25 protein-coding genes are annotated in these 26,605 nt (G+C 44.2%); 16 read left to right on the top strand and 9 right to left on the bottom strand.

Features of this window, described 5'->3' with window-relative positions:
* Positions 1-18: 18 nt before the first annotated feature.
* The gene (locus tag G496_RS0109485) at positions 19-441 is read right to left on the bottom strand and encodes an Hsp20/alpha crystallin family protein (protein WP_027179076.1); all 423 of its coding nucleotides are present in this window, start codon (positions 439-441) and stop codon (positions 19-21) included.
* Between the two features lie 385 nt (positions 442-826).
* Here G496_RS0109485 and G496_RS0109480 point away from each other — a divergent pair, with 385 nt between their 5' ends.
* The 3 genes from G496_RS0109480 (at position 827) to G496_RS0109470 (ending at position 3,485) form a co-directional block, all read left to right on the top strand.
* Positions 827-1,618 (top strand): amino acid ABC transporter substrate-binding protein, encoded by a 792-nt coding sequence (locus G496_RS0109480; protein ID WP_027179075.1) that lies wholly within the window; start codon positions 827-829, stop codon positions 1,616-1,618.
* Between the two features lie 15 nt (positions 1,619-1,633).
* Complete coding sequence (locus G496_RS20885; protein WP_245577891.1) at positions 1,634-2,656, top strand: amino acid ABC transporter permease; 1,023 nt, start codon at positions 1,634-1,636, stop codon at positions 2,654-2,656.
* Between the two features lie 64 nt (positions 2,657-2,720).
* A complete protein-coding gene (locus tag G496_RS0109470) occupies positions 2,721-3,485 on the top strand; it encodes an amino acid ABC transporter ATP-binding protein (protein WP_027179073.1) in 765 nt (254 codons plus the stop codon).
* Positions 3,486-3,755: 270 nt separating this feature from the next.
* On the opposite strand, the gene G496_RS0109465 is transcribed toward G496_RS0109470, so the two are convergent.
* The 6 genes from G496_RS0109465 to modA (G496_RS0109440) are packed head-to-tail and all read right to left on the bottom strand — an operon-like array spanning position 3,756 to position 8,043.
* On the bottom strand, positions 3,756-4,481 hold the full coding sequence (locus G496_RS0109465) for a Rossmann-like domain-containing protein (protein ID WP_034632935.1): 726 nt from the start codon (positions 4,479-4,481) through the stop codon (positions 3,756-3,758).
* Positions 4,482-4,498: 17 nt separating this feature from the next.
* Positions 4,499-5,164, bottom strand: a complete 666-nt coding sequence (locus G496_RS0109460; protein ID WP_425411668.1) for a molybdate ABC transporter permease subunit — start codon at positions 5,162-5,164, stop codon at positions 4,499-4,501.
* A 10-nt stretch (positions 5,165-5,174) separates the two neighbouring features.
* Positions 5,175-5,897, bottom strand: coding sequence for a molybdate ABC transporter substrate-binding protein (gene modA / locus G496_RS0109455; protein ID WP_027179070.1), 723 nt, complete (start codon positions 5,895-5,897; stop codon positions 5,175-5,177).
* 31 nt (positions 5,898-5,928) lie between these two features.
* The gene (locus G496_RS19330) at positions 5,929-6,642 is read right to left on the bottom strand and encodes an ATP-binding cassette domain-containing protein (protein WP_051294955.1); all 714 of its coding nucleotides are present in this window, start codon (positions 6,640-6,642) and stop codon (positions 5,929-5,931) included.
* 8 nt (positions 6,643-6,650) lie between these two features.
* Complete coding sequence (gene modB, locus G496_RS0109445) at positions 6,651-7,295, bottom strand: molybdate ABC transporter permease subunit (RefSeq protein ID WP_027179069.1); 645 nt, start codon at positions 7,293-7,295, stop codon at positions 6,651-6,653.
* Positions 7,296-7,299: 4 nt separating this feature from the next.
* Positions 7,300-8,043: a molybdate ABC transporter substrate-binding protein gene (gene modA, locus G496_RS0109440; RefSeq protein WP_027179068.1), complete on the bottom strand. Its 744-nt coding sequence runs from the start codon at positions 8,041-8,043 to the stop codon at positions 7,300-7,302.
* Between the two features lie 271 nt (positions 8,044-8,314).
* On the opposite strand from modA (G496_RS0109440), the gene G496_RS0109435 reads away from it, so the two are divergent.
* The 5 genes from G496_RS0109435 (at position 8,315) to G496_RS0109415 (ending at position 16,157) form a co-directional block, all read left to right on the top strand.
* A complete protein-coding gene (locus tag G496_RS0109435; RefSeq protein ID WP_027179067.1) occupies positions 8,315-9,376 on the top strand; it encodes a TOBE domain-containing protein in 1,062 nt (353 codons plus the stop codon).
* Between the two features lie 187 nt (positions 9,377-9,563).
* The gene (locus G496_RS19325; protein WP_156900626.1) at positions 9,564-10,616 is read left to right on the top strand and encodes an FUSC family protein; all 1,053 of its coding nucleotides are present in this window, start codon (positions 9,564-9,566) and stop codon (positions 10,614-10,616) included.
* Complete coding sequence (locus G496_RS0109425; protein WP_027179066.1) at positions 10,606-11,697, top strand: FUSC family protein; 1,092 nt, start codon at positions 10,606-10,608, stop codon at positions 11,695-11,697. The genes G496_RS19325 and G496_RS0109425 overlap by 11 nt, the downstream gene beginning before the upstream one ends.
* Positions 11,698-11,808: 111 nt before the next feature.
* Positions 11,809-12,924, top strand: coding sequence for an efflux RND transporter periplasmic adaptor subunit (locus tag G496_RS19320; protein WP_051294953.1), 1,116 nt, complete (start codon positions 11,809-11,811; stop codon positions 12,922-12,924).
* The gene (locus G496_RS0109415) at positions 12,921-16,157 is read left to right on the top strand and encodes an efflux RND transporter permease subunit (protein WP_027179065.1); all 3,237 of its coding nucleotides are present in this window, start codon (positions 12,921-12,923) and stop codon (positions 16,155-16,157) included. Before G496_RS19320 ends, G496_RS0109415 begins: the two co-directional genes overlap by 4 nt.
* Positions 16,158-16,179: 22 nt before the next feature.
* Here the strand turns inward: G496_RS0109415 and G496_RS0109410 are convergent, their stop codons facing one another.
* Positions 16,180-17,181, bottom strand: a complete 1,002-nt coding sequence (locus G496_RS0109410; protein WP_084407532.1) for an Lcl C-terminal domain-containing protein — start codon at positions 17,179-17,181, stop codon at positions 16,180-16,182.
* Between the two features lie 38 nt (positions 17,182-17,219).
* Here G496_RS0109410 and G496_RS0109405 point away from each other — a divergent pair, with 38 nt between their 5' ends.
* The 5 genes from G496_RS0109405 (at position 17,220) to larB (ending at position 22,837) form a co-directional block, all read left to right on the top strand.
* Positions 17,220-18,569 (top strand): dihydrolipoyl dehydrogenase family protein, encoded by a 1,350-nt coding sequence (locus tag G496_RS0109405; protein ID WP_027179063.1) that lies wholly within the window; start codon positions 17,220-17,222, stop codon positions 18,567-18,569.
* A 142-nt stretch (positions 18,570-18,711) separates the two neighbouring features.
* Complete coding sequence (locus G496_RS0109400) at positions 18,712-19,860, top strand: aldo/keto reductase (protein WP_027179062.1); 1,149 nt, start codon at positions 18,712-18,714, stop codon at positions 19,858-19,860.
* Positions 19,861-19,940: 80 nt separating this feature from the next.
* Positions 19,941-21,239, top strand: a complete 1,299-nt coding sequence (gene larC, locus G496_RS0109395) for a nickel pincer cofactor biosynthesis protein LarC (RefSeq protein ID WP_027179061.1) — start codon at positions 19,941-19,943, stop codon at positions 21,237-21,239.
* A gap of 1 nt (position 21,240) precedes the next feature.
* Entirely contained in the window at positions 21,241-22,062 is an 822-nt protein-coding gene (gene larE / locus G496_RS0109390) for an ATP-dependent sacrificial sulfur transferase LarE (protein ID WP_027179060.1), read from the top strand.
* 28 nt (positions 22,063-22,090) lie between these two features.
* Complete coding sequence (larB, locus tag G496_RS0109385; protein ID WP_027179059.1) at positions 22,091-22,837, top strand: nickel pincer cofactor biosynthesis protein LarB; 747 nt, start codon at positions 22,091-22,093, stop codon at positions 22,835-22,837.
* Positions 22,838-22,925: 88 nt separating this feature from the next.
* On the opposite strand, the gene G496_RS19315 is transcribed toward larB, so the two are convergent.
* Positions 22,926-23,888: an AraC family transcriptional regulator gene (locus tag G496_RS19315; RefSeq protein ID WP_051294952.1), complete on the bottom strand. Its 963-nt coding sequence runs from the start codon at positions 23,886-23,888 to the stop codon at positions 22,926-22,928.
* Between the two features lie 294 nt (positions 23,889-24,182).
* On the opposite strand from G496_RS19315, the gene G496_RS19310 reads away from it, so the two are divergent.
* The 3 genes from G496_RS19310 (at position 24,183) to G496_RS0109370 (ending at position 26,581) form a co-directional block, all read left to right on the top strand.
* Complete coding sequence (locus G496_RS19310; RefSeq protein WP_281171271.1) at positions 24,183-25,025, top strand: aldo/keto reductase; 843 nt, start codon at positions 24,183-24,185, stop codon at positions 25,023-25,025.
* On the top strand, positions 24,998-25,165 hold the full coding sequence (locus G496_RS21560) for a hypothetical protein (RefSeq protein WP_281171270.1): 168 nt from the start codon (positions 24,998-25,000) through the stop codon (positions 25,163-25,165). The genes G496_RS19310 and G496_RS21560 overlap by 28 nt, the downstream gene beginning before the upstream one ends.
* A gap of 204 nt (positions 25,166-25,369) precedes the next feature.
* Positions 25,370-26,581, top strand: a complete 1,212-nt coding sequence (locus G496_RS0109370) for an arabinose transporter (protein ID WP_027179058.1) — start codon at positions 25,370-25,372, stop codon at positions 26,579-26,581.
* Positions 26,582-26,605: the final 24 nt, after the last annotated feature.

Genomic DNA, 26,605 nt, shown 5'->3' with positions numbered 1-26,605 from the left:
CGTTGGCTGTTTCAGTATCTATTTGCAGGTAATGCAGATATTTTTCATCGGTTTGATAATGCACTTGTAGAGAGTTATTTCAAGCTTGCCGTCTTTAAAAACAGCTTCAACCTTGTCCGGGTCAACTCTGCATGGCAGGGGAATCTCTTTACGGAAAAATTTGGACTGGCATCCGTTACGGTATTGAATCTTCTTAGTCCCGGAGATTGCCATTGAAGTTTCAGATACTTTGACTTCGAGATCTTCACTTTCAAATCCCGGCATTGTTGTTTTTACAACAAGATTTTCTCCGTCCTCAACCATTTCCATATTCGGTGTGCAGTCAATTACTTTACACACTGAAGGAATCCCGTAATCGCTGCAAAGGCTTTCAAACAGGTTATCCATATCCTGTTTCAGCTTTTGAAGTTCATGTGTTCCCCATGAAGTCAGATTAGGCATCGACCTTCTCCATTAAGATTATATGGTTGTAAGTTTTTGATTTAGATTCAGTTTACCACAGTAGCAAAAAATATCGCAACCTCTTTTGCTGCTGCGTTGCATTCCTTTCTGGCGTATTCTGCTTAGCTGAATAAAGTTTGGTAAAACATTCATTATTTTTAAGATTAGTTTTTTATGATCTGATTTCTTGCAAGTTTATAGGGCATAAGCTATTTGAAATGTTGCATACATACTGCTTTGTAGGGTATCAGCTTTCCTTGTCCGGGGGTTGGTTATATTTTTCACTAATGTATGATTTTTTTATTTTATGTACGACTGCCGATACTGCCGGCAGCCCGTTCTGAGGCTTTTTTTGATAAAATCTTTTTTTTGCAAGGAGTGTCGAATGAAAAAAATAATTTTTGCTCTTTTGGCCGTAATGGTTTTCGCTTTTGCGGCAAATGTTCAGGCTGCTGATTCTTCATGGGATCAGGTCAAGGCTAAAGGTGTTCTGACTATCGGTCTTGATGACGCCTTCCCTCCCATGGGATTCCGTCTTGATGACGGAACTCTGACCGGATTCGATATCGATGCTGCTGAAGCTCTCGGTAAGAGACTCGGTATTAAAATCAAATGGCAGCCTACAGCATGGGACGGAGTTATCCATTCTCTTAATGCCAATAAATTTGATTGTATCTGGAATGGCATGACCATCACTCCTGAACGTGCTGAAGCTGTTCTTTTCACCAAGCCTTACATCATGGACGGTCAGATTGCCGTTGTTTCCATGACCAACTCCAAAGTTAAGGCAACCAGTGAACTGAGCGGAACTGAAGTTGGTGTTCAGAAAGGTTCTCCTGCTCTTGAAGCAGCAAAAACTATCAAACCTGCTCCTGCTGAAATCCGTGAATATGACACCAACCCGAAAGCATTTCTTGATCTTGAATCAGGTCGTCTCGCTGCAGTTGTAGTTGACAACGTTTCCGGTCGCTACTACATCGCACAGCGTCCCGGTAAATACCGCGCTCTGCCAGGATTCATTTCCTCTGAGCCTTTTGGTGTGGCATTCCGCAAGAATGATGTTTCTCTTCGTGACATGGTCCAGAAGACTATTGATGAAATGGTCGCTGATGGAACCATGGGTAAAATTTCACGTAAATGGTTCGGCGAGGACATCACCAATCCCAAGAAATGGTAAGGCATGATTAACTCGATGAAATTGATTGGAAAGAGCGGGGCGGTAATTGTCCCGCTCTTTCTGTTGCTAATGTTCTGCTTTCCGCCCGCTGTTCAGGCTTCCGCAACTTCGGATGCTCTGATCAAACAGGCTGGAAATGCAATGGCCACCGGTAATCTGGATAAAGCTGAAGAACTGTTTCTACAGATACCAAAGCCCGGACCGGAAGGTGATGACGGTGAATTTGTGTACTCCCGTATGCAGGTTGCCCGTTTGAATTTTTCTCTTAAAAAATTTGATGAAGCCCGTGGAAATGCCAATGAGATATTAAAAATATATCCCGGCAATATTGAGGCTAAAAATTTTCTTGCGTCAATTGAGAGAGCCCAGAAGCCCGAATGGAAAAAGTTTCTTGAAGACTGTACCAGATTTTTACCGACTCTGCTGAAAGGGGCATCCATGACCCTGCTTCTGGTGTTTGTGACCATGCTGGTCTCACCTGTTGTAGGTCTGCTTATAGCTCTTGGAAAAATAAGCCGGGTCAGGCCGTTTTCAAGTATATGCTGGTTCATAATCTGGTTTTTCAGAGGGACTCCGCTTCTGCTGCAACTGTTTTTTATCTATTACGGTCTGCCAGCCATGGGTATAACCCTTGCGCCTATAACTGCCGCGCTTATCGGCCTTGGAATCAACTATTCGGCTTATCTTGCAGAGATTATACGGGCGGGAATAGAATCTATTGATGCGGGCCAGACAGAGGCAGCTAAAGCTCTTGGAATGACATATTCCCAGACCATGCGCAGGGTTATTGTTCCGCAGACATACAAACGGATAATACCGCCTGTAGCTAATGAATTTATCGCTCTCATCAAGGATACGGCACTTGTTTCGACAATTTCCATGGTTGAATTGATGCGTTCAGCGGACCAGATGTTCAATGCCTATTTCAATATTAGTGTGCTTGTTTTGGCTGCTATAATTTATCTGGTGTTTACCAGTGCCTTCACCTTTGTTTTTGAAAAAATTGAATACAAAGTCGGAAAGTATGAAAGGCGTTAAGCTCCCGATGAATGCTGTAATTTCCAGGACTCCGAGATATAAAAGTTTAAACGGGTTGATATAGATGGAAACAATTTTAGAGCTGAAACAGGTAGTTAAAAGATTCGGTAGCTTAACCGCTGTCGATCATATTGATCTTAAAATCAAGCGCGGAGAAAAAGTGGTTATCGTCGGGCCTTCAGGCTCCGGTAAATCAACACTGCTCAGGACCATGAATTTTCTGGAAATAATTGATTCCGGGGAGCTCCTGTTCGAGGGAAAGCCATGCGGCTATACCGAAAAAAATGGCTCATTGGTGCTTGATAACCAGAAAAAACTCTGTGCATTACGCTCTGAAATTGGTATGGTCTTTCAGCAGTTCAATTTGTTTCCGCACATGACGGTTGTGAAGAATGTCATGGAAGGACAGGTTACTGTTCTCGGACGCTCCAAACATGAAGCCCGTGAGATAGCTTTAAGCACTTTGGATAAAGTTGGCCTTGCCGATCGTGCCGATGTTTACCCGGTTACGCTTTCCGGCGGTCAGAAGCAAAGGGTGGCGATTGCAAGGGCTTTGGCCATGAATCCTAAAATGCTTCTCTTTGACGAACCTACTTCAGCACTTGATCCTGAACTTGTCGGTGAGGTTTTTGATACCATAAGATCACTGGCTGAAGAAGGAATGACCATGGTTATAGTCACCCATAATATGGGTTTCGCCAGAGAAGTGGCCGATACGGTTATTTTTATGGAGCGTGGTAATTTTATAGCTAAAGGAACTCCTTCTGAATTCTTTTCTGAGCAAGAAATTCATCCCAGAATCAAGGAGTTTTTAGATAAAATTTTGTAATTTTGTTGTACTCTCCCTTAATTATGGAGAGCCGGTCGTGAGCCGGACCTGAAAGTTGAGGTGCCCATGGATTGTCCATGGGCACCTCTGCTTTTGTACTACTTTTCAGGAGGTTCAGGGCTGGAACCAGGTATAGTTCCAGCCCTGTCTAAAGAGTTATTAGGAGGATCAGTGTTTCTCTGAATACCCTGAGCAGCACCTCTACCGGAAGGCTCTGTCCAGAGTGATGATTTTTATTTTGCCCGTTAATCTTCAGAGAAACATATATTACTAAAGGCTTTGATCACAATAACGTTTCCAACCCATGATGGAAGCTGCTCCGGCTATGGTTGTACCATAAAAAATCACCGGTTTTTCCCGCAGAAAATCTTCCAGAGTATCGTTCACAATTACTGTTCCAGTAGACAGAATTATATCTGCCCATTCTAAGGCTTCCTGCGAAGTTTCGGAACCTTCGATAACGGCATTGAACTTTTTCTGTCCAATGTTATCCGGGTCAAGGTCCAATACACGATATTGAAACTCGGAACTCAGAGCCTCAACCATTTTAGGCTGATATCCGACCTGAGTTATTTTCACATCCCCGTAGTTATCGCGTATGTATTGCGGTAGCTTGCCTGCACAGATTGTTGGTTCCTTATCCTTACAGTGTATAGTCCGGTCTGTTTTTCCCAGATAACGCATTGTTGCATTAAGGGAAGATATAAAAATAGCTCTTCTGAAATTATTTTCAAGATCCATTTTCGAAATTTCTCCGATCGTTCCGGAAAAATCACCGAACATATCAGTGAAAGCCTGTCCTTTACATCCGCAGAAATCAGCTTCCATCAATCTTTCTTTTCCTTTCTGGAGCGGAAAATCATCTCCCTCAGGATTACCGATTGCTTCTTCAATGGAAAGAACTCTGGCTTTTACTTTTATCTGTTGATCCAGCAGACCGCCACTTTTCCAGATTTTAGCAGCTTCAGCTTGAACTTTATTTAAGGTTTCACTCATTATTTGCCTCTACAGGTTTATGTTGCGGAAAGTTTTTTCAGCGAGATGAATATGATTAAAGACATTATTCCGATAATTATTGACAACATGGCGGCTTTGTCAAATTCCCCGCTGAAAACGGAGTTATAAATTTCAAGAGACATCGTATTGGTCCGGCCTATAATATTACCGCCAATCATAAGGGTAATACCTACTTCTCCGAGTGATCTTCCAAGTGCCATCACCATACCGGCTGCAAGGCTTTTACGAATGTTCGGCAGCAGTACCAGAAAAAAAGCCTGAAAACGGTTTTTTCCCAATACCATAGCCACTTCTTCAAATTTTTTAAGATCTCCTCCAAGTGCGGCCTGTATCGGTTTTACAACCAGAGGCAGCCCCGCAATGAATGAAGCCAGTACAACCCCGGAAAAACTGAAAACAATTTCCTTACCGAATATTTTACTCAGTGGTCCGACTCTGCCTAATAACATAAGGAGGACAAAGCCGGTGGCTACAGGGGGAAAGACCATGGGCAGTGTCACCAGCAGGTCTAAAAGTTCCCTGAAAATGGATTTTCCTCTCCCCAGATAATACCCGAATCCCAGACCGGCTACCAGAAACAGTATTGAAGAAACAGCCAGTACTTTGACCGTGAGTATTATCGGAGAGGTCACCTCAGGGGACATAAGCAGTTCGGAGTACAACTTTTATCCCCTACAGGCCGTGTTTAGTGATGATTTCTCTGGCCTGATCAGATTTTAAAAATTCCATGAAGTCGTCAACTTCAGGGCTTTCATTTATAACTCCGGCTTCAATTTCAATGGCCGGGTAATCAGCGGTATCAATAATTTCATATCCGCCGATTTTATTCTTTACATTAAGTGCGTGGGTCAGATTGATGAAACCGAGATCAACTTCTTTTGATATTACATACGATGCAACCTGAGGAACTGTAGCAACAATTACGAGTTTATCTTTAAGCTTTTTATCAAGCCCTTTGTTTTTGAGGTAAGCCATGGCAGCGCGACCATAAATAGCCCGGTCAGGATCAGGGAGGGCGATGCGCTGGATATCAGCTGATTCAAGTGAAGAGCTGTTTTCAAATTTTTTACCGGGGATCATTGCTGCAACAAGTTTGCCGCTGCCGAGGGTAAAAAGTTTGCTGAATTTAATTCCGGAGCGGTCAAGGAACCATTTTGCCCCGATTACTATATCAACCCTGCCGCTGACTTTTGCCTGCGATGTTACGCGGGCCATATTTCCGTAAATCAGCTCCGGAGAAGTTCCTTTCAGCTTCTGATAGTTGCTGCACAGATCGTTGACCATTTTTTTATATCCTGCGCCGGCAGCGAGAACAGGTCTTTTGGCGGCATACGCCTGTGAGAAACATAGAGTAAGTGCAAGAACAGTAATGAGAACATAAATTTTGCGGTTCATTTTCAGACTCCGTGGGCAAGGTTGTTTAGGTTCAGACAGCCATACCGGTTACCCGGCAGAGCATATCTTTTGCCATCTCCTGTGATTCTTCGTGTGGTTGTGACAACCGTTTCAGCCATTCAGGGCTGATCCGGCCGGCAACAATAGGCAGAATTGTATCAGCCAGTTCGTTGGCTTCGCCAAGGTCATGGGTGACATGCAGAACCGGGATGGAAAGATCTTTTTTCATTTTTCCAAGCTCGGTGCGAAGTCTGTCGCGGGTATCGGCGTCAAGTGCTGAAAATGGTTCATCCAGCAGAAGCATTACCGGTTCGCGGGCGAGGGCCTGACAGAATGCGGCACGCTGTCTTTCTCCACCTGAGATGGTACATGGTTTGGATTCAGCAATATGGGAAATGCCGAAAAGTTTCATAAGTTCAACTACTTTGCTTTCACTTTTAGCAGCAAAAGCAACATTTTTTCTGACGTTCATGTGAGGGAAAAGGGTGTAGTCCTGAAAAACAAGACCCAGATCCCTTTTCTGTGGAGGCAGAAAAATTTTCTTATCGGTGTCTACCCACACTTTGTCGTTGAAAGTTATTCTGCCGCTGTCAGGGCGAACGAGACCGGAAATTATGCGGACAAGAGTTGTTTTACCTGATCCTGATGGTCCTACTATCGCAGCCAGATTTCCGGCACGGCATTTAAAGGAAACATTGAGTTCAAAGTTCGGCAGTTTTTTAGTTACGTTTACTTCAAGGGTCATGGGATCTCCTATTTGATGCTGCCCATAATGAGCAGTACAATGTAACTGAAAATAAGGAGCACTATTGAAAGAGACGCGGCTCCGGCATAATCAAGCATTTCCACATGTTCAAAAATTGATATGGAGGCAACTCTGGTCTGCCCGGGAACGCTTCCGCCGATCATAAGTGCAACTCCGAATTCGCCGACAGTGTGAGCAAAAATCAGCACCCCTGCAGAAGCAACTCCACCAAGTGAGTTCGGAAGTATGACACGGAAAAATGTTTTTATTGGGGAAAGTCCCAATATGTAAGCTGATTCAATCAGCCTGGTATCAAGTTTTGCAAAAGAAGTTTTCAACGGTTGTATGGCGAACGGAAGACTGTAGACCATTGATCCGATAACCAGCCCGCTGAATGAAAAAATCAAACGACTTCCGGTGAAAGTTTCCCATCCTTCCCCTAATGGGGAATTTGGTCCCATCGCCACCAGAAGATAGAAACCAAGAACTGTCGGTGGAAGTACCAGCGGCAGATTGCAGGTTGCCTCAATGATTTTTTTACCTTTAACTCTGCTGAACACGATAAAATAAGCAAGAGGCAGAGCCGCACAAAGAAGAAGCGGGGTGACGCACAGCGCAAGCCGTGCGGTCACCCATAATGACGCTGTATCCATAAATTTATTCGTATCCGTATGAAGTTATGATAGTTTTGGCTTCATCAGTTTTAAGCCATGTCAGGAATGCGGCTGCGGCATCCTGTTTACCTGCTTTTAAAATGCAGACATCCTGAGTTACCGGACCAGCTTCAGCAATGGACCAGTATTTTCCTTCTTTTCCTTTAGGAGACAGAGCCTGTGAGAGAGCTACAAATGAAGCATCGGTAGAACCTGAGTAGGCATAGAGGAAAGACTGGGCTACGTTTTTACCGTAAGCGATTTTGCTTTCAGCTTTATCAAGCAGTCCTGCTGCGGTGAGAGCTTCAATAGATCTTTTACCGTAAGGAGCTGTTTTGGGGTTTGCAGTACCGACTTTTGTCAGTTCTGAAGAAGTGATAACATCTTTCCATGTTGCGATATTTTCAATTTTTGCACTCTTGCTCCAGAGAACAAGTTTACCTTTTGCATAAGTGCTCGGCTCGATGGAGAGACCTTCTTTGAAAAGAAGAGCAGGGCGTTTCTGATCTGCTGCAAAAAATACATCGTAAGGAGCACCGTTTTTGATCTGACCGTAAAGCATTCCGGTTGAACCGAATGCGCAGGTTACGTCAGTTCCGGTGTTCTTTTCGTAAAGTTTTACCAGATCCTTCATTGCGCCGGTAAAATTCGCTGCACAGGCTACTGATAGGCTCTGGGCGAATGCACTGGCGCAGAACATAAGCATGATGCTCAGGCAGATAACGATAGTTGCGAATTGTTTTTTCATTGATGATTCCCTCAAATTTGGATTGACACATAATTAAATCGGGTAATTTTGACTCTTAATCTTCGCGGCCCGATTTTTACCAATGGTCCCGGCTTTGCATGAAGACAGGGACTAACATACGTTTTTTCAATGGTTATTGAGTTTTTAAGAGAAAAGACAAGTCGGTCACGTTATTTATCAAACTCGTGACAGCAAAGTTATCTGTTTGAATATTTGCAGAATATATGCCTAACTCAGCTTTAACAGGGTGCATGAATTTCAGGAGAAGGTTATGAATTATTATAGCGGTGGAAGGGGCGGAAGAATCTCACCATCTGATGTTTTCAGCGTTTCCAACAATGTCAATTATCTTGATTCGGCGCAGTTGGATCAGCTTGAAAACTCCTTTAGAAAGTGGATTGTGGCTGCCAGACGGGTGGACGTTATTTTCTCACGCGAGAGAATGCTGCATCTATTTTTGATGCTCAGATTTACAGGGGCCAGACTCGGGGAAGTACTTGGTCTTTCTGATCAGGATATTATGCTGAACAGTTCTGAGGTTAAAATAGGTGACGGGGATTCCGCACGCAGAGTACCTCTTCCGGCAGATTTCTGTTCAGAACTCGGGTCATTTTTGGACAGTCCGGCCCGGCTTGTTTTCAAGGGTAAAATTTTTAGTTTTGATCAGGGGCATGTCCGCCGTTACTTTTATGACCGGGCCGAATCCTGCGGCTTTTCCCGTGAAATGGGTGCGCCCAAAGTGATCAGAAATTCACGGGCAGTGGAAATGCTGCGCAGTGGAGTGCCTTTGACTGTTGTGCGTGAGGTTATGGGGCAGGCTTCACTAGATTTTGCAAATGATTTCCAGTGTTTTACCGAGTCTGATGTAAGTTCGATAGTAAAACGTCTTGCGCTGAGCAAAATGAGTCACCAGACCAGTGCCAGAAACACTTTCATTGGTCATATTACCTCCCTCGCTGAAGACGGTCTGATGGCCTCCATTGATCTTAAAACTGAATCCGGTCTTTGTGTTAACTCCATAATTACCTTAGAAAGTCTTCATTCTCTTGGGCTTAAAAACGGCAGTCCGGTAATTGCCACTGTCAAGGCTCCGCTTCTTGGTGTAAGCCCGGTTAACAGAGAAACAAAATTGAGTGCAAGCAACTGTTATGAAACGGATGTTATCAGAATCAAGAAGACCGCAGTCATTGCCGAGATTACAGGTAAAACAGCTACAGGGCTTGAACTTTGCGCTTTGATTTCAACCGAAGATCTTGATGAAATGCAGCTTGAAGAGGGCGGAAGAGCCGTGTTTTATTTTAAGTCTCTTTCCGTTGTCCTGAATACAATCTGATTGATAATATTGTTAAAATAACAGTACGATAATGTATTATAATCCATTTTTGTAGCTTTATTTGTTACGTAAAGGTAATCATTTCGACCTCCGAGATTCTTCAAGAAAGGTTAGATTTCTATTTGTGAGACATTTATTAAATTTATTTTATAAGACTTTTATCCACCCGGTTGATCCTGGTCTCTTTATGACCCGGTACGCTGCAAAATCTGTCGGAGCCTGTTTAACGGCACTTATTCTTGCGTATCTAGTTCGTGTACCTTTAAATTATCTGCACTGGTGTATGTACGGGGCTGTAGCAGTTGTTCTGTTCCGCTCCGGTAGTACTTTTTCCGGTCGTAAAAAAGCTGCGGCAATACTGCTTGCCGGAGCCGTCATCACTGTTCCGCTTGCTTCTTATGCAGGCTCTTTTCAATTTTTAAGTCTGCTGTATATTTTTATTGCGGCCTTTGCTGCTTTTATCATTCCCGCTCTTGGAGTATCCGCCTCCATTCTTGGACTGGGATTACTGGTTATAAATCTGCTGAGTGTTTTTTCCCCTGCGGATTTTATGACAGGTGTCACCCGTTCCTGTTTTGTTCTTCTCGGCGGGGTCATCTCTTATATAATGATATTTTATGTCTGGCCTATAAGACCTGAAAATATTTTATTGCGTGCCGGAACAGTTGCCCTTGGTGATATGGCTGCCTTTTTCAATGCTGTAGCCCGTTATTCAGGGCGTTCAGGCAAAGTGAAAGAGCTGGCTTCATTGCATGAGGTCTCAGTCCTTTCGCTCAGAAGGTACAGGCGTTATCTGGAAGCGATGAGCATTGATCCGATGAAGGAATTCGGAGCATCGCAAGGGCCTGCTGCTTTATACTCGCTACTTGTAAGAATGCTGGAAGCAGTGGTCGGACTTTCCAACAGCAGCGGTTTTGCCAGAAACGAATCTGCTTTTGATGATTTAAAATCAAATTTTAATAAACAGATGTTTAAGGCCGCTGAGTCCTTTGATTTGTATAGTAAAAATTTTGCTGACGGGGCCAAGGCTCCTGATATTGAAGGCTTTTATACAGGTGTTAATGATCTGGAAGAAGAACTGCTTAACCTTGGAGCGTATCGCCGGGGAGATCATCCCAAACAGGTCTTTCTGGAAGCATGGGGCGCAATCTATGCCATGCGCAATGTAGTTGTTGAATTTGAGCAGATGTCTAAAATCAGGTTTGCCGCCCGGCGGGAGTTTGCAAAACATGCTGCGTAAAAGTCTCGCTATAATAAAAAATGAATTCCGATCTGATTCCGTCCTTTTCCGGCATGCTGTGAGAGGTGCTCTGGCATTGACTCTGGCCATGGCCCTTGCAAGAGGGCTGGGCCTTAAGCATGCGGTGTGGCTTCCTATCAGTGTAATGGTCATTATGCGTCCGTCAGTAGGCGGTACTTTGCGCCATAGCTGGAGAAGGCTTACAGGTACAGTGCTCGGAGCTGCTTTGGGAATACTTATTCTCTTTTTTAAGCCGGCTCTTGGAGTCTCAATAGCACTGATGCTGCTTCTCTTTTTCCTGACTATTATGTTCAAGGTCTATAACTACACTGCTTTCAGCTGTTCGCTAACTGCCGCTGTTATTTTACTGCTGGGTATTATTTTTGCCGATGGCTGGGAGATGGGGCTGGAAAGGATCATTGATACTGTTCTTGGAATTACAATCGGACTCGGAGCTTCTTTTCTGGTCTGGCCTAATATGGCCAGAAAAAATCTACGGGCTCAGATGGGCGATCTTATCCATGCCCAGTACAATCATTTCAAACAGTTAACAGAGTCATATCTTGACGGTATGTGGCGTGAATCTGATCTTGTTGAAAGCAGAATTGCGGCATCAATGGCACTTGATATCTGTGCTGAATTTTTTCATGAGGCTTCTGCTGAACCCGGCCTTCAAGGGCGTCAGCGGCAGGACCTTTTCAGATTGCTGCGTGTTTTTACAAGAATGCACAGGATGCTGACCGCCATGTCTTCTACCATCCGGCGTTCACCCGGAGGACCGCTTGAGGCTTTTGAAAAAGGAATGCGCCGTTTGCTCGGCAGGGCGCTAACGCAGTATCGCTGGCTGGAGAGATGCGCCCGTGATCCCGAGCATTGCTCAAACAGACCGCATTTTGACCGTGCTGTAGATGAGTTTCTTGATCTTGTTGGAGAAATTAGAGCTCGTGGTGAACTTGAAGAAGTTCCGCTTGAACGGCGTAACAATATTTCAGCGTTTATATGGCAGATCAGAACTCTGGGTAATGAAATCAAAAGGGCCGAGAGAAGGCTTAATGATCTTAGAGGCCGCAGCAGTAATTAATCTGATAGCCTTGGCCTATCTTAATCAGACCTTCATGATTTAAGACTGTCGTTGTTTTATTTATAAAACATGTATAAACTCCGTGGTTAATAATAAACAGGGGTGCCGCACATGACAAAAGTATTCATATCCTTTCTATTCAGTTTGTTTCTTCTCACTTCAATTCCAGTCGGTTCGGCGGCAGAAGTTACTGCTCATAATTATAAACCTGAGAAGACTGTTGAAGCGGTCAAAAAAATTATTCCCCGCTGGCATGAAGCTGTCGGTACTGTTCAGCCGAAAACAGATGTCCGTGTCGAAGCGCGTGTAACCGGAAGAGTGCATAAGGTTCTGGTCCGTCCCGGTGATAGAGTCAGTGCCGGTGATCCTCTCATCGAACTGGATAACAGAGCTTCTGAAATCAGGATGCAGCGTGCCAGACAGAATGTGGATTCAGCGGTAAGTTCTGTCGGACAGGCCAGAGAAGCTTTAAGTTCAGCAAAAGCAAGATTTTCCAAAACAGAGTCCACCTATCGCAGGATGAAGGCTCTTCATGATAAAAATGTAGTAACTACGGAAGAGCTTGAGCAGGATGAAACTTCATATCTGCAGGCAAAAGCCATGCTCGCTCAGGCCGAAGACGCCTTGGACGAGGCTAAGTCACGGCTTGAGGAGGCCAGAAAAGGAGCGCAGGAAGCTACTATTATAGCCGGCTACACGACAATCACTGCTCAGGAAGATGGAATAATTGCCAAAAGAAAAGCTGAACCCGGAGACCTAGCCCTACCCGGAAAGGAACTGCTGACATTACAGACCGGAGGCAGTCTTCGGCTGGAAGCCATGATTCGTGAGGGACTTATAAGCAAAGTCCATATTGGTGATAAACTGCCCGTAGTGATCTCCGCCCTTGGTACTCAGGGCAATATTGAAGGTATTGTAGAGGAAATTGAACCCCTTGCTGATCCTGTTACCAGAACATTCATGGCTAAAGCCAGAATACCTGTAGAACCGGGCCTTTATCCGGGTATGTTCGGCAGGCTTTATATTCCGATTGAAAAAACTGAAACCGTTCTGATACCTGAAAAAGCAGTTATAAGAGTCGGGCAGCTGGAAACGGTTATGGTCAAATCAGGTTCAGACTGGCAGCAGATTTTCATCCGCACAGGAAGAATTTATAAGGGAATGGTTGAAGTGCTCTCAGGCCTTTCAGGCGGAGAAATTATCGGAATAGGCGGAGGTCCGTTATGAGCGGGAACAGTGAGGGACTGATCAAATCACTGGTCAGATATTTTCTTACTTCACGCATGGCCATTGTTGTTCTGCTGGCATCTTTTGCCCTCGGCGGTGCAGCTCTTATCGTGACCCCAAGGGAAGAAGAACCCCAGATTGTCGTTCCTATGGCGGATGTTCTGGTTCAGGCTCCGGGCGCTTCGGCTGAAGAAGTTGAGATGCTGGTCACAACACCTCTTGAAAGGCTTTTGTGGCAGATAGATGGTGTGGAGTACGTTTATTCAATTTCCCGGAAAGACAGTGCCTCGGTTACCGTCCGTTTTTTTGTCGGTGAGGACCGCGAAGATTCACTCATAAAGCTGCACAACACCATTCTTAAAAATCAGGCACTGGTACCTTCCATTGTTACCGGGTGGGCCGTGAAGCCGGTAGAGATTGATGATGTTCCCATTGTTTCGCTGACACTTTATCCTGAAAAAGGATACTCAGACCGCTACAGTGATTTCGATTTAAGGCGTATTGCCGAAGAATTATATCACCGCCTTGCAGAACTGGAAAATATTTCAAGGGTTTCAATTTATTCAGGAAGAAGTAGAGAGGTCCGGGTCGAGATAAGCCCGGAACGTCTGGCAGGATATAATATTTCTCCTCTTGAGGTGCAGGAGGCTTTGCGTGGTGCAGACAGATCCATGAGTGCCGGTTGCTTTATTGCCGCCAATAAACGCAAGGACGTGGTTAGTCAGTCTTTTCTTCTTTCTGCGGACGAAGCGGCTGCTCTTGTCGTGGGTGTTTCCGATGGCAACCCGGTTTACCTTCGTGATGTTGCGGACATAATAGATGGTCCGGCAGAACCACGCAGTTATTCCCGAATCGGATTTTCTGATTTTTATCTGAAAAGCATAAACAGCGGAGCAGAAAGCTCTTCTCCGGCAGTGACCCTTGCTCTTGCCAAGAAAAAAGGCACAAACGCTGTGGATGTTGCCGATAATATCATTGTCAGGATGAATGAATTAAAATCCGAAGTTCTTCCTGATGGTATAGCTGTTCGTGTCACCAGAAATTACGGAGAAACAGCACAGGAAAAAGTAAACGAACTGCTAAGCTCTCTCGGCTATGCCATCGTAACGGTTGTTGTTCTGCTGGTTTTTACTCTCGGATGGCGCGAATCAGTTGTTGTCGCCCTTGCTGTTCCGATGAGTTTTTCGCTGGCTTTATTTATGAGCCAGCTTTTCGGATATACAATTAACAGGGTTACACTTTTTGCCCTTATCCTTTCTCTTGGTCTGGTTGTGGATGATCCTATAACCAATGTTGATAATATTCAGCGTCATATTCTGAAAGGTAAAAAGAATCCTCTTGAGGCTACTCTTGATGGTGTGCGTGAAGTTTTACCACCTGTCATCATGTCTACTCTGGCGATCATTGTTTCTTTTGTTCCTTTGTTTTTTATTACCGGAATGATGGGACCGTATATGGCTCCTATGGCGGCAACCGTTCCGCTTACAGTTACTTTTTCAACAGTAGCGGCCTTAACTGTGGTTCCGTGGATGGCCTATATACTCCTTAAAAATAAAAAACCGGTTGCAGTCTCAGCTGGTTCTGAAAATACAAATGGAGCTTTTGACGGTGTACATCCCCGTCTGCTTTCCATTTATCAGAAATTAATAACTCCGTTTCTTGAAAGTAAATTTTATCGCAGGTTGTTACTGTCCGGAATAATTTTAGGACTGGCCGGAAGCATCCTGCTGGTTGTTTTCCGCTTTGTTCCGGTTAAAATTTTACCGTTTGATAATAAAAACGAATTGCAGCTTGTGATTGATATGCCTGAAGGTTCGCCCCTTGAGGCTACAGACAGAGTTGTCAGGAAATTTGAAAATTATCTGCGCGGAGTACCGGAAATAACTGATTTTGAAAGTTTTACCGGCCAGCCTTCACCGATGGATTTTAATGGTATGGTTCGCCACTATTACTGGCGTGAACAACCTAATTTAGCCGATATCAGGATTAATTTTTTAAAAAAAGAAGACAGGGATGAGCAGAGTCATGCTATCGGATTGAGAATCCGCAGGGATTTACAGAAAATAGCCATGGAAAATGGAGCTGTTCTTAAAATTGTTGAATCACCTCCGGGACCTCCGGTAATTTCAACTATCACGACCGAAGTTTATGGGCGGCCTGAACTTTCGTATCAGGATCTTGTAAGCGGGGCTGTTCATCTGAAAAAATTGATGTTCAAAGAGCCGAATGTTGTGGATGTTGATGATTCTTCAGAAGAACCAAGGACCATGTACGACTTTGTGCTTGATAAAGAGAAAGCCGCTCTGCATGGAGTCAGCACCGCAGATGTAGTTGAAACGCTTCGTCTTGCTCTTTCCGGTGATGTTCCGGCTTCTATTCATTCTCCGCGTGAGCGTCAGCCACTCCCGGTGCGCGTTGTTCTGCCTGTAAGGCTGCGCAGTGGACCGGAAATATTGGGAGAGTTAAGGCTCAAAACCTCTTCAGGCGCCCTTGTCCCCTTGGCTGAACTTGGAAATTTCAGGGAAATAAAAGAAGACCAGCCTGTATATCATAAAAATCTCAAACGGGTGGCCTACGTCTATGCTGAAACAGCAGGGCAGGCTCCGGGTGAAGTTGTTTATGATTTAAAGGATAGGTTGAAAACAGACCCCATGCCTGCCGGAACACGTTCGGAATGGGCCGGAGAAGGGGAATGGAAAATTACAGTTGATGTTTTTCGTGATCTTGGCATTGCGTATGCTGCGGCCTTGACCGGTATTTATATCCTGATGATTATTGAAACGTCCTCATTTTTGATGCCACTGCTCATAATGTCGTCCATTCCGCTGACCATGCTTGGCATCCTCCCGGGATTCTGGCTGTTGAATATGGTTGCGGGCAGGATGGTGGGCGGTTACGCCGATCCGGTATTTTTTACCGCAACAAGTATGATCGGAATGATTGCTCTTGGCGGCATAGTCATTAGAAACTCGATCGTTCTTATTGATTTTATTAAATCATCCGTAGCCGAAGGGTATAACCTGAAAAAGGCTATAGTTCTCTCCGGTGCGGTAAGGCTGAGACCGATTGTGCTGACAGCTTTAACAACAGCTCTCGGAGCATGGCCCATAACACTGGACCCTATTTTTTCAGGGCTTGCATGGGCTCTTATTTTCGGTCTTTTTGCTTCGACTGCTTTTACTCTGGTTGTTGTTCCCTGCGGTTACTACGTTATGTACCGCAAAGAAGTATAAAATATGGACCCGGTTGCCGGATTTAATCTTTAATATCGGCAACCGGCCAGACCAGAAAAGGATCTCCTGTTTTAAAACCGACGCCTACAGCTCCTTTATCAAGGTAGATGGCCATAGCCCAGTCATATTCAAAGCTGCTGGAAGTTGATGACCAGTAAACATCTCCGGTATCGGTGAAAGGATGCTTGTCAGATAATGCCGGATAGGACTCGGAAGCATCAATCAGGCTTTCAAGTTCACGTATGTTAGGCATTCTCCAATTGTTTTTGCTATCACCAGCGTTTAACTCTGCTACTTTTTCAAGGGCTTCCTTCCATGATACAGCACCGCACAGGTCAGCCTTTTTCATCCAGCGAAGTCCTGTCAGTGCGTCTGCTACTGTTTCCCCCTCATCCATAAATCTATGCTTCGGCCATTCCATGCCATGCTGGTTGTCTCTTTTTTTCTGATCGTAATTTGCTTTCTGCCCGGTTAAAGCAAGATTACTGCTTTCACCGCATACAGGCCACAAAAGGGAGTATTCTGTTTTTGCTCCGAAAAACATTCTGCCGCCTTCAAGTTGAACCCGCCATGCATGTTTCAAGCTTCCGGCGTAACTGGTACTAGTCCAGTACCAGGCTAGAAAAATTTTACCGAACGGATTTGGTGCAGCTATGGCAGGTTTGTTTTCATTAAAGCTGATAAGGCTGTGCAGTTCTTTTCTATTTGGCATGCGCCAGTCGTTTCTACCTGCGAAATTCTGGCTGTTTAATGAATCGATGAAATCAAGGCTTTCTTCCCACAGCATGGGGAAGCCTGCCGGATTTGAATTTTTGCTCCAGATAAGTCCTGTTAAAAGATCAGTGACAGTTTCTCCATTTGTTTCAAATCTTGGGTCCGGCCATTTTATTCCTGAAGAGAATTCGGCGTCCTGACCGCTTCCGGCGCAGTTTACAATGTTTCCATTTTCATCATGGCAATCATTTTGTCCTGTTGATAGGGGCCTTATTTTTGTTACGGGATGTGTTATGGTTTTGTCAGACATGTTTTTTGGTTTACCTTAAAAGTGAGGGAAAATAAATTATGACAAAGTATGAATATGATGTTGCGGTTATCGGCGCCGGACCTGCTGGCGGTTCTGTTGCCGGAAAATGTTCCTCAGCCGGAATGAAGGTTGCTGTGATTGAGAAGTTCGGTCTGGGTGGAACATGCCCTCTGGTTGGATGCGAACCTAAAAAAGTTCTGGCAGATATTACTGAAACCGTAGAAAAATATAATAACAGCAATAAACACGGAGTGTTGGGGAAAGGTTCTGTTGAATGGTCCGAGCTTATAAAGTTCAAGCGCTCGTTTACTGATCCTATCACCGCCATTGTGCGCAGACACTACATTAGTAAGGGCATAGATGTTTTTGACGGTCCTGCTGTTTTCAGCGGTCCCCAAAGTATTAAGGTTAAGGGTAAAGAAATACATGCTAAAAAGATATGTATAGCCGGAGGGGCTAGACCAAGAACTATGGGAATTACCGGAGAAGAGCTGGTCTCAACAAGCACTGATTTTTTTGAATTTGATGAACTTCCGAAACGGATATCTTTTATTGGCGGTGGCTTTATCTCATTTGAGCTAGCCCATATCGCTGCGCTTGCCGGGGTAAAGGCGACTATTATCAATAGAAGTGACAGGGTACTCAGAAATTTTGATATTGATCTGACAAAACGTTTGTGCGCGAAGCTGGAAGATATCGGCGTGAAAATAGTTATGAATGAACCGGCTGTTTCGTTACAGAAAACAGATAGCGGACTTATTCTTAAAACCGGACCGCAAGGTAATAATTCTTTTGAAGCGGACTGTTTTATCCATGGTGCAGGCAGAATCCCGGACATAGAAGGATTACGCGCAGATATTGCCGGAGTTGAAACAACTAGTGGCGGAATAGATGTTAATGAATATATGCAGAGTGTCTCGAATCCTTCGGTTTATGCCGCAGGAGACGTAGTCAATCGCGGAATGCCTCTTACTCCGGTAGCATCTCTTGAAGCTGAAATTGCTGCTGACTCAATCATAAATGGAAATAATAAAACCATTGATTACGGATTGATTCCCTACGCCCTGTTTACTTATCCACCAATAGCGGCAGTGGGACTGCTTGAAGAAAAGGCCAGAGAAAAGGGCTTGGATTTTGAGGTGCTCTCTAAGGATGCTTCACGATGGTCAGAATATAAAAGACTGGGGCAGGATTGTGCCGAATTCAAATTGCTAATTGAGAAAGGATCAAGACTTATTTTGGGTGCGCATATAATGGGCGACCGTGCTGAAGAAATAATAAATTTGATAACCCTCGGCATGCGTTGCGGGATAACGATTGATGCCCTTGCCGACATGGTCTGGGCTTACCCATCGTTTGGATATACTCTTAAATATCTGTTGCGTTAGCTTTTAAGTATGATCCATGTTTTTACAGAATCAGGCAAGATTTTGCATGGAATGTGTATTTCCTCAGCCGGAATGCCGTATTAAAGATTCTGAAAAATTGAACAGGATTTAACTGCTAACTTAAGAGAACATGGAGATACCATTGCATTATAGAACTATGCCCAAAAATGGAGATAAACTGTCAGCTTTGGGATTTGGATGTATGCGTCTGCCTATGACAGATGGTAAAATTGACGAGCAGAGAGCTGTTTCTCAGATTAGAAAATCAATTGAAGACGGAATAAATTATCTGGATACGGCATGGCCGTATCATAATGGTGAAAGTGAGCCTTTGCTTGGTAAGGCTCTTAAAGACGGTTACCGGGAAAAAGTTAAAATAGCCACCAAGCTTCCTACATGGCTGGTGACCAGCCGTGAAGATATGGATAAATTCCTTAACGCCCAGCTGGAGAGGCTCGGCACAGATCATATAGACTATTATCTTGTGCATGGTCTTTCAGGGGATTCCTGGGATAACATCTCCGCATTGGGTGTTATGGAATTTCTGGACAAGGCTGTGGAAGACGGCAGAATAATTAATGCCGGTTTTTCATTTCATGGGGAATCCGAGGATTTCAAAAGAATAGTCGACGCCTACCCGTGGGTTTTCTGCCAGATTCAGTACAACTATCTTGATGAGCATTTTCAGGCCGGAACCAGTGGTCTTGAGTACGCTGCGTCAAAAGATATCGGTGTGATAATCATGGAACCTTTGCGCGGGGGCTGTCTGGGCTTAGCTGAAGCTCCTAAAGAAGTTGCTGAAATCTGGGGCAGATCTGAAGTTAAGAGAACCCCTGTGGAATGGGCTTTGCGCTGGGTCTGGAATCATCCTGAAGTTACAGTCGTATTATCAGGAATGAATAACGAAGATCACATAAGTGAGAATATGCGTATTGCATCTGAGGCTGAGCCTGAATCCTTAACCGCAGACGAGCTTTCTCTTATTAAACAGGCTGCGGATAAATACAGGGAGCTTATGCAGGTCGGCTGCACCGGTTGCGGTTACTGTATGCCGTGTCCTGCCGGGGTAATCATTCCATCCTGCTTTGACTACTTCAACAGAATGCACATGTTCGGCGATGAAAAGGAAGCCAAAAGGCTGTATAATATTTTTGCCGGAGGTACCGTTACTCAGCGTGGATCAGGTCTGGCTTCCCAGTGTGTTGGTTGTGGGGAATGTCTTACCAAGTGTCCTCAGAAAATAAGAATTCCGGACATGCTTGAAAGAGTTGCCCGTGAAATGGAAAATTAAACTGGCCGTATATTCTGCCTGATAGCACTGAATTAAATAGTGGCGTGCCAAATGGTACGCCACATGGAAATATTATATAGATGAAAGTATTATATTATGATTGTTTTGCCGGAATCAGCGGCGATATGAATCTTGCAGCTATGATCAACCTTGGTGTTGATGCCGATTTTCTTAAAACTGAACTGGATAAACTCGGTCTTCAGGATGAATTCGAGCTGATCGTCAGTTCTGATTCGCGTAATGGAATTCATGGAACAAAAGTTGATGTTGTTCTTAAAAATCAGGACTGCGGGCATCACCACCATCATATTCATGCTGATAACAACGCAAGCAAGGCTTCAAATTCAGCGAAAGGGCATCATCATAGCGGACACGGACATGATCATTCGCATGGCGAGCATGAACATAGTCATGCACCTAACCGTAATTTTTCAGATATCAGGGAAATTATAAATAAAAGTACCCTTTCCAAGGAAGTGAAAGACACAAGCATCAGCATTTTTGAAAAGGTTGCTGTTGCTGAAGCGGCCGTGCATGGCAAAACCATTGATGAAGTACACTTTCACGAAGTCGGGGCAACTGACTCCATAGTGGATATTGTCGGTGCGGCAATCTGTTTTCACAAGCTTGGGGTTGATGCTGTCTGGGGCTCTCCTGTTGAACTTGGTGGCGGTTTTGTTCGCTGCGCCCATGGAGTTATGCCCGTTCCTGCTCCTGCCACTGCCGAAATATTAAAGAATGTCCCCAGCAGAAGAGGAGCTTCTGATCACGAAGCAACTACTCCGACAGGTGCTGCAATAATCAAAACACTTGTCAGTTCGTTCCCGTCTTCTCCGGTTATGGAAATAACTGAAACCGGTTATGGCATTGGACACCGCAAAACTGAATTTCCTAATTTTTTAAGGGTGTTTTTAGCTGAATCTCAAGATTCTGCTGACGGAAATATATCCAGTAAGGCCTGCCTGTTGCAGTGTAATATTGATGATATGACGGCTGAAATGCTTGGAGCCGCTCTGGAAACGCTGATGGAAAAAGGGGCTATGGATGTTTATTTCACCCCGGTTACAATGAAAAAGAACCGTCCCGGAACCATGCTTTCCGTTCTTTGCTCGGAGGATGACAAAGAACATTTTACCAGATTGCTGTTTTACCATACCACCACACTTGGAGTGAAATGTTTTCCGCTGGATAAAACAGCTTTGGAGAGAAAGTTTGAAACTGTGCAGACCGATCTCGGTCCTGTGACTTTTAAGCATGCTTTAATAGATGGTGAAATTTATCGCTCCAAGCCTGAATTTGAGGATTGCAGAAAAATTGCCCGTGAAAAGGATATATCTCTGTCCCGGGTTTACGAAATAATAAATAAGAAAAGTGTTTAAAGTGAATACTGATAACATCTTAGAAAATAAGTATAAAAAACTTAGTGAATTACTATCTGGGATGGGAAACGCTGTTCTGGCTTTTTCCGGTGGGGTGGACAGTTCATTGCTGCTTTATGCTGCGGCTAAGTCCATTAAGGAAAGTCTGCTGGTAGTAACTTTCAAAACGCCTTATTCTCCGCAATCTGAAATCAAGGCAGCTTTGAAACTGGTTGAATCTTTTGGAGTCCGCCATCTTGTAATTGAAACTGATCTGCCGGATTTTCTGCAGAATAATCCACCTGAGAGATGTTATCTTTGCAAAAAATATTTGTTTGGAAAACTTTTGGAGATAGCCGCTGACAATTCTATCAGTCATGTCATTGACGGAAGCAATGTTGATGATCTCGGAGATTACCGACCGGGGCGCAAGGCCATTAAGGAACTGGGAATAGAAAGTCCTCTTCTTGCTGCCGGATTTTCCAAACAGGATATCCGGGACGTTTCCAGAATAAAGGGTCTGGATACTTGGGATACTCCGGCAGGAGCGTGTCTGCTTACCCGTATTCCACATGGGAATTTTGTTGAAGAATCTGAGCTGCTTAAAATTGATAAAGGTGAACAGCTGATAAGATCCATCGGTTTTCCTGCGGTTCGCCTGCGCAGTCACGGTCGACTTGCCCGTATTGAGGTCCCTTCTGAAGAAGTTGCGGGCCTTTGTTCAGCATTGCTTGAAAGTAGTCTCAGCCCTGAAATTAAGGCTCTCGGATATGATCATGTCACTGTTGATATTGACGGATACCGTATGGGCAGCCTCAATAAGATTGATAAAAAATATTCCTGATCCGACATAAATTTATATAAATGGTTTTTTGATTATGAGTGATAAATTAGTAAAAATATTGAACGGAATTAAAGACGGCAGTCTTAATGTTGATGATGCTCTTGGGATGATAGAAGGAAATACCACAGTTGACCTTGGGCACACGAAATTTGATCTTTCACGGCCATCTAGAAACGGATTCCCTGAAGTTATATATGGTGCAGGAAAAACACCTGAACAGGTCGGTGATATTTTCTTGAAATTGAAAGATCGCACCAATCTGCTGGCGACAAGAGTCCGTCCTGAAATGGCCGCGCATGTAAAAAGTCTGTGTGCTGGGGTAGAGTATAATGAGTTAGGCAGAACCCTCACATATATAAGCCATCCTGTTGATTACCGCGAAGGTGAAGTGATGATTGTCACCGCTGGAACCTCTGATCTCGGAGTTGCTGAGGAAGCCAGAGTTACCTGTGAAATGATGGGTAATCATTCAAAGGTGATATCTGATGTTGGCGTAGCCGGTATTCACAGACTTATGGAACGGCTTGAAGATATTCAAAAAGCCAGAGTACTGATTGTCATAGCTGGAATGGAAGGAGCTCTGGCAAGTGTTATCGGCGGATTGGTTTCCAAGCCGATAATCGCTGTACCCACCTCGGTAGGGTATGGAGCATCTTTTTCAGGGCTTTCCGCGCTGCTGGGAATGTTGACCTCATGCGCCAGTGGAGTATCCGTGGTTAATATTGATAACGGATTTGGTGCTGCCTGTGCTGCAAACAGGATAAACTGCCTGTAATTGGAGTGTGAGGGGAATTTTGGTCCCTCAGATAGAGATAAATGCAACAGCAGCAGATCGCATTATTTGAATCTGCTGCTGTTGTTTTTTAAATATTCCCTTCCCGGATATGATCGTACCGCTCAGGATAATATTCTGCTACAGAGCTGTTCAGCTTTTTTATATCCCGCAAGGGAGGATCACCGAACATTCTTTTATACTCGCGGTTGAATTGTGAGGCACTTTCGTATCCCACTTTCAAAGCTGCGGTTGAGGCATCTTTTTTCCCGGTAAGCATGAGTCTGCGGGCTTCGTGAAGGCGAAGTGATTTTTGAAACTGCAATGGACTCATTGCGGTCATTTCCCTGAAATGATTATGAAAAGTTGAAATGCTCATTCCTGACTTTTTAGCAAGATCTTCTGTTTTGAAGGGCTTGTTAAAATTATGCTGAATCCAGTTGACCACTTGGGCCACCTGCTGACCGTGTGTGCCTGCCGTGGCGGTGTGGCGTAGTCTTGAGCCGAGATCACTCATAAGGAGTCTGTAAATAATTTCTTTGTGAATCAGCGGGGCAATTATGGGAATATCCCTTGGATTATCAAGAAGATCAATCATCCTGTTGAAACAGCTGTAAAGTTCAGCTGGAACTTTGCACAAAGCCATCCCCCTGCTGGTGTGTTCTTTTTGAATTACCGGTAGGTTACTGTCTACAAGAAGTTGGCTTACAGCATGCATATCAAGCCTGTAGACAAGGGATAAAAGCGGTTTTTCGGGTGTTGCCTCCAGAATGCTTGATATAACAGGAAGCCCTACTGAGGTTATCAGCATATCTGTTTCGTTATATACATACTCTTCATTATTATTTAGAACGGCCCGTTTTGATCCCTGAGCAACAAGGCATATTGAAGGATTGTAGATCGTATTTAAAGGGCTTGTGGGCGATTCGTGCCTGACGAAAATCAGGCCGGGTATTTCTGATTCTAAACGATGGCTGAATTCTGTTTTTTGAAGAATTTTCCGGGCAAGTTTTTTACGTGATTTAATAATCTGGTTTGTAGATTCAGTGACCATTTCTATCTCCTTACCCCGGGCTTCTAACAGAATATACTATTTTAATACAATCCGGTCTCTCTCAATCTCGTAGAAATGGGCAAGAATAAAATAGGAATTGAATACTGGAGTAAGTATTCTTGAAGTATTGCTGACTTATGACATGGTTTCGCTCTGTTTAAAAATATTTGAGACATATAATATTATCTTAATCAAGCAGTTCGGAATCAATAAAAATAGTTATAAGCTGACTATCGCAAAATATGTAGCGTCAGTCAGCTCATTAAAATTACAGATAGGGCTTAGAGATTTGATATGCAGAAAAGAGAATTAGGAAAAAGCGGACTTAAAGTTTCAGCTCTGGGACTTGGTTGTATGGGGATGAGTTTTGCTCAGGGGCCGGCAGCTGATAAAAATGAAATGATAGCGCTGATCCGTTCTGCCGTTGAGATGGGGGTAGACTTTTTCGACACAGCCGAAGTCTATGGGCCATATCTCAATGAGGAACTTGTTGGTGAAGCCCTTGAACCTTTTAAAGGTCAGGTTTCCATTGCCACCAAGTTCGGGATTGATCTGCGTGATGGAAAACAGATTCTGAATTCCAGACCTGAGGCCATTCGCAAGTCTGTAGAGGGATCGCTTAAAAGGTTAAAGATTGAAGCGATTGATCTTTATTATCTGCACCGTGTTGATCCTGAAGTACCCATTGAAGATGTAGCAGGAGCAGTACAAGAGCTTATGGAACAGGGGAAGGTAAAGCATTGGGGACTTTCTGAACCCGGAATTGCAACTGTTAAAAAAGCTCATGAAATATTGCCCCTTACTGCTGTTCAAAGTGAATATTCAATGATGTGGCGTGAACCTGAGAGCGAACTCATACCTTTGCTCGAAGATCTGGGTATAGGGCTTGTGCCTTTCAGTCCCCTTGGCAAAGGTTTTCTTACCGGTCGTTTTGATAAGAATTCGACTTTTGGTAAAGATGATTTCAGAAGTATTGTGCCACGCTTTGCTCCAGAGAATCTTGATGCAAATCAGGTCCTTGTTAAATTAATTCATGATATCGCAATGGCTAAAAAGTCACTCCGGCGCAGATTGCTCTTGGTTGGGTTCTTGCTCAAAAAAAATGGATTGTGCCTATACCTGGAACAAGAAATATGAATCGCTTGAAGGAAAATCTGGGTGCAGCTGAAATCACCTTTACTGCACAGGAACTGAGTGAACTTGATACAGCCTTATCGAAAATAGAAATATACGGGGATCGGTATCCTTCCTATCTTGAAAAAAATGTTGGTAATTAAGCCGTACTAATTTTTGTGCATACTGCCGAGCGGTTCTCAGTTCATTCAGCACTTATTCAATAAGTCGTAATCATAAAAATGTATTGCGGCTGAGAGTATGGTGTTCTCGGTTTAAAAATTCAGATTATTTTTTGAAGTAAAAAATTTTTGATTATGTTTTAAATTGTTATCTAATTGTAAAGGATATGGTTTTTAAAATTAATTATGTGTTCCACTGATAATTCTTTAACAGCCAGTCAGCCGGTTGATGAAAGTACAGGGCCGAAAGTCCTTTTACCGCTGATAGGTGTTGTTTTCATGTTGTATCTGGTCATCGGGCTGGCTATGCCTGTTCTGCCACTTTATGTTCACAATGATCTCGGCTTTGATACCTTTATAGTCGGGCTGGTTGTGGGCAGTCAGTTTGCGGTTGCTGTTTTTTCAAGAACCGGAGCAGGGCTTTTTGTCGACCGGAAAGGGGTTAAGCAGGCCGTTGTTCTGGGACTGCTTGTTGCGGCCTGTGCCGGTGCGCTTTGCATAGCCTCAACTCTGCTGGCAAATTTTAAAATACTTTCCATCTCCCTTTTGGTGCTCGGACGTTTTCTGCTTGGGGCAGGAGAGAATCTGGTTATAACCGGATCTTTGTGCTGGGGGATGACCATGCTGGGTCCCAACCGCTCAGGACAGGTCATGGCCTGGATAGGAACTGCTATTTTCGGTGCTCTTGCAGTCAGTACTCCCCTTGGTAATTTTGTTTATGAAAGTTACCACTTTGAAGGTGTAGCCATTGTTTCATTTCTCATTCCACTGCTTGCTCTGCCGTTGATATATCGGCTTGCTTCTGTTCCTCCGCCGCCGAGAAATACCGTATCAATCAAAAAAGTCATCGGTGCTGTATGGATGCCCGGAGTCAGTGTGGCCTTGAGTGGTTTTGGATATGGAGCTGTAACCACATTCATAACCCTGCTTTTTGTTAAGGGAGGCTGGGTCGGAGTCTGGATAGTTTTATCCGCACTGAGTGTCTCTTTTATGGTCGGCAGGCTTTGTCTCGGACATCTGCCGGATAAAATAGGTGGAGCTAAAGTTGCTCTGGTCTGTGTTCTCATAGAAAGTGTCGGACAGGGACTTATCTGGATTGCGCAGGGACCTTTGGCAGCCATAATTGGTGTTACTTTGACAGGTCTGGGATATTCGCTTGTTTATCCCGCTCTTGGAGTTGAATCACTCCGGCGGGTTGTTCCTGAGCATCGTGGACTTGCTATGGCAACCTATACAGTTTTTCTGGATATTTCACTTGGGATGAGCGGACCCGTGCTGGGCTGGATAGCCGGCCGATCAGGACTTGAGTCTGTCTACCTTGTAAGCATGATTGTTGCTTTATGCGCAACTGTGATGATTGTACGTTTATTAAAGGCTCCCTGTATCATCTGTGAATAATTGAAATTTAGTTAAAAACATAAA

It is taken from the genome of Maridesulfovibrio bastinii DSM 16055, from assembly GCF_000429985.1.
Classification (GTDB): domain Bacteria; phylum Desulfobacterota; class Desulfovibrionia; order Desulfovibrionales; family Desulfovibrionaceae; genus Maridesulfovibrio; species Maridesulfovibrio bastinii.
The sequence above is the reverse complement of the archived record's forward strand: the minus strand, read 5'-3'. Positions and strand labels throughout refer to the sequence as shown.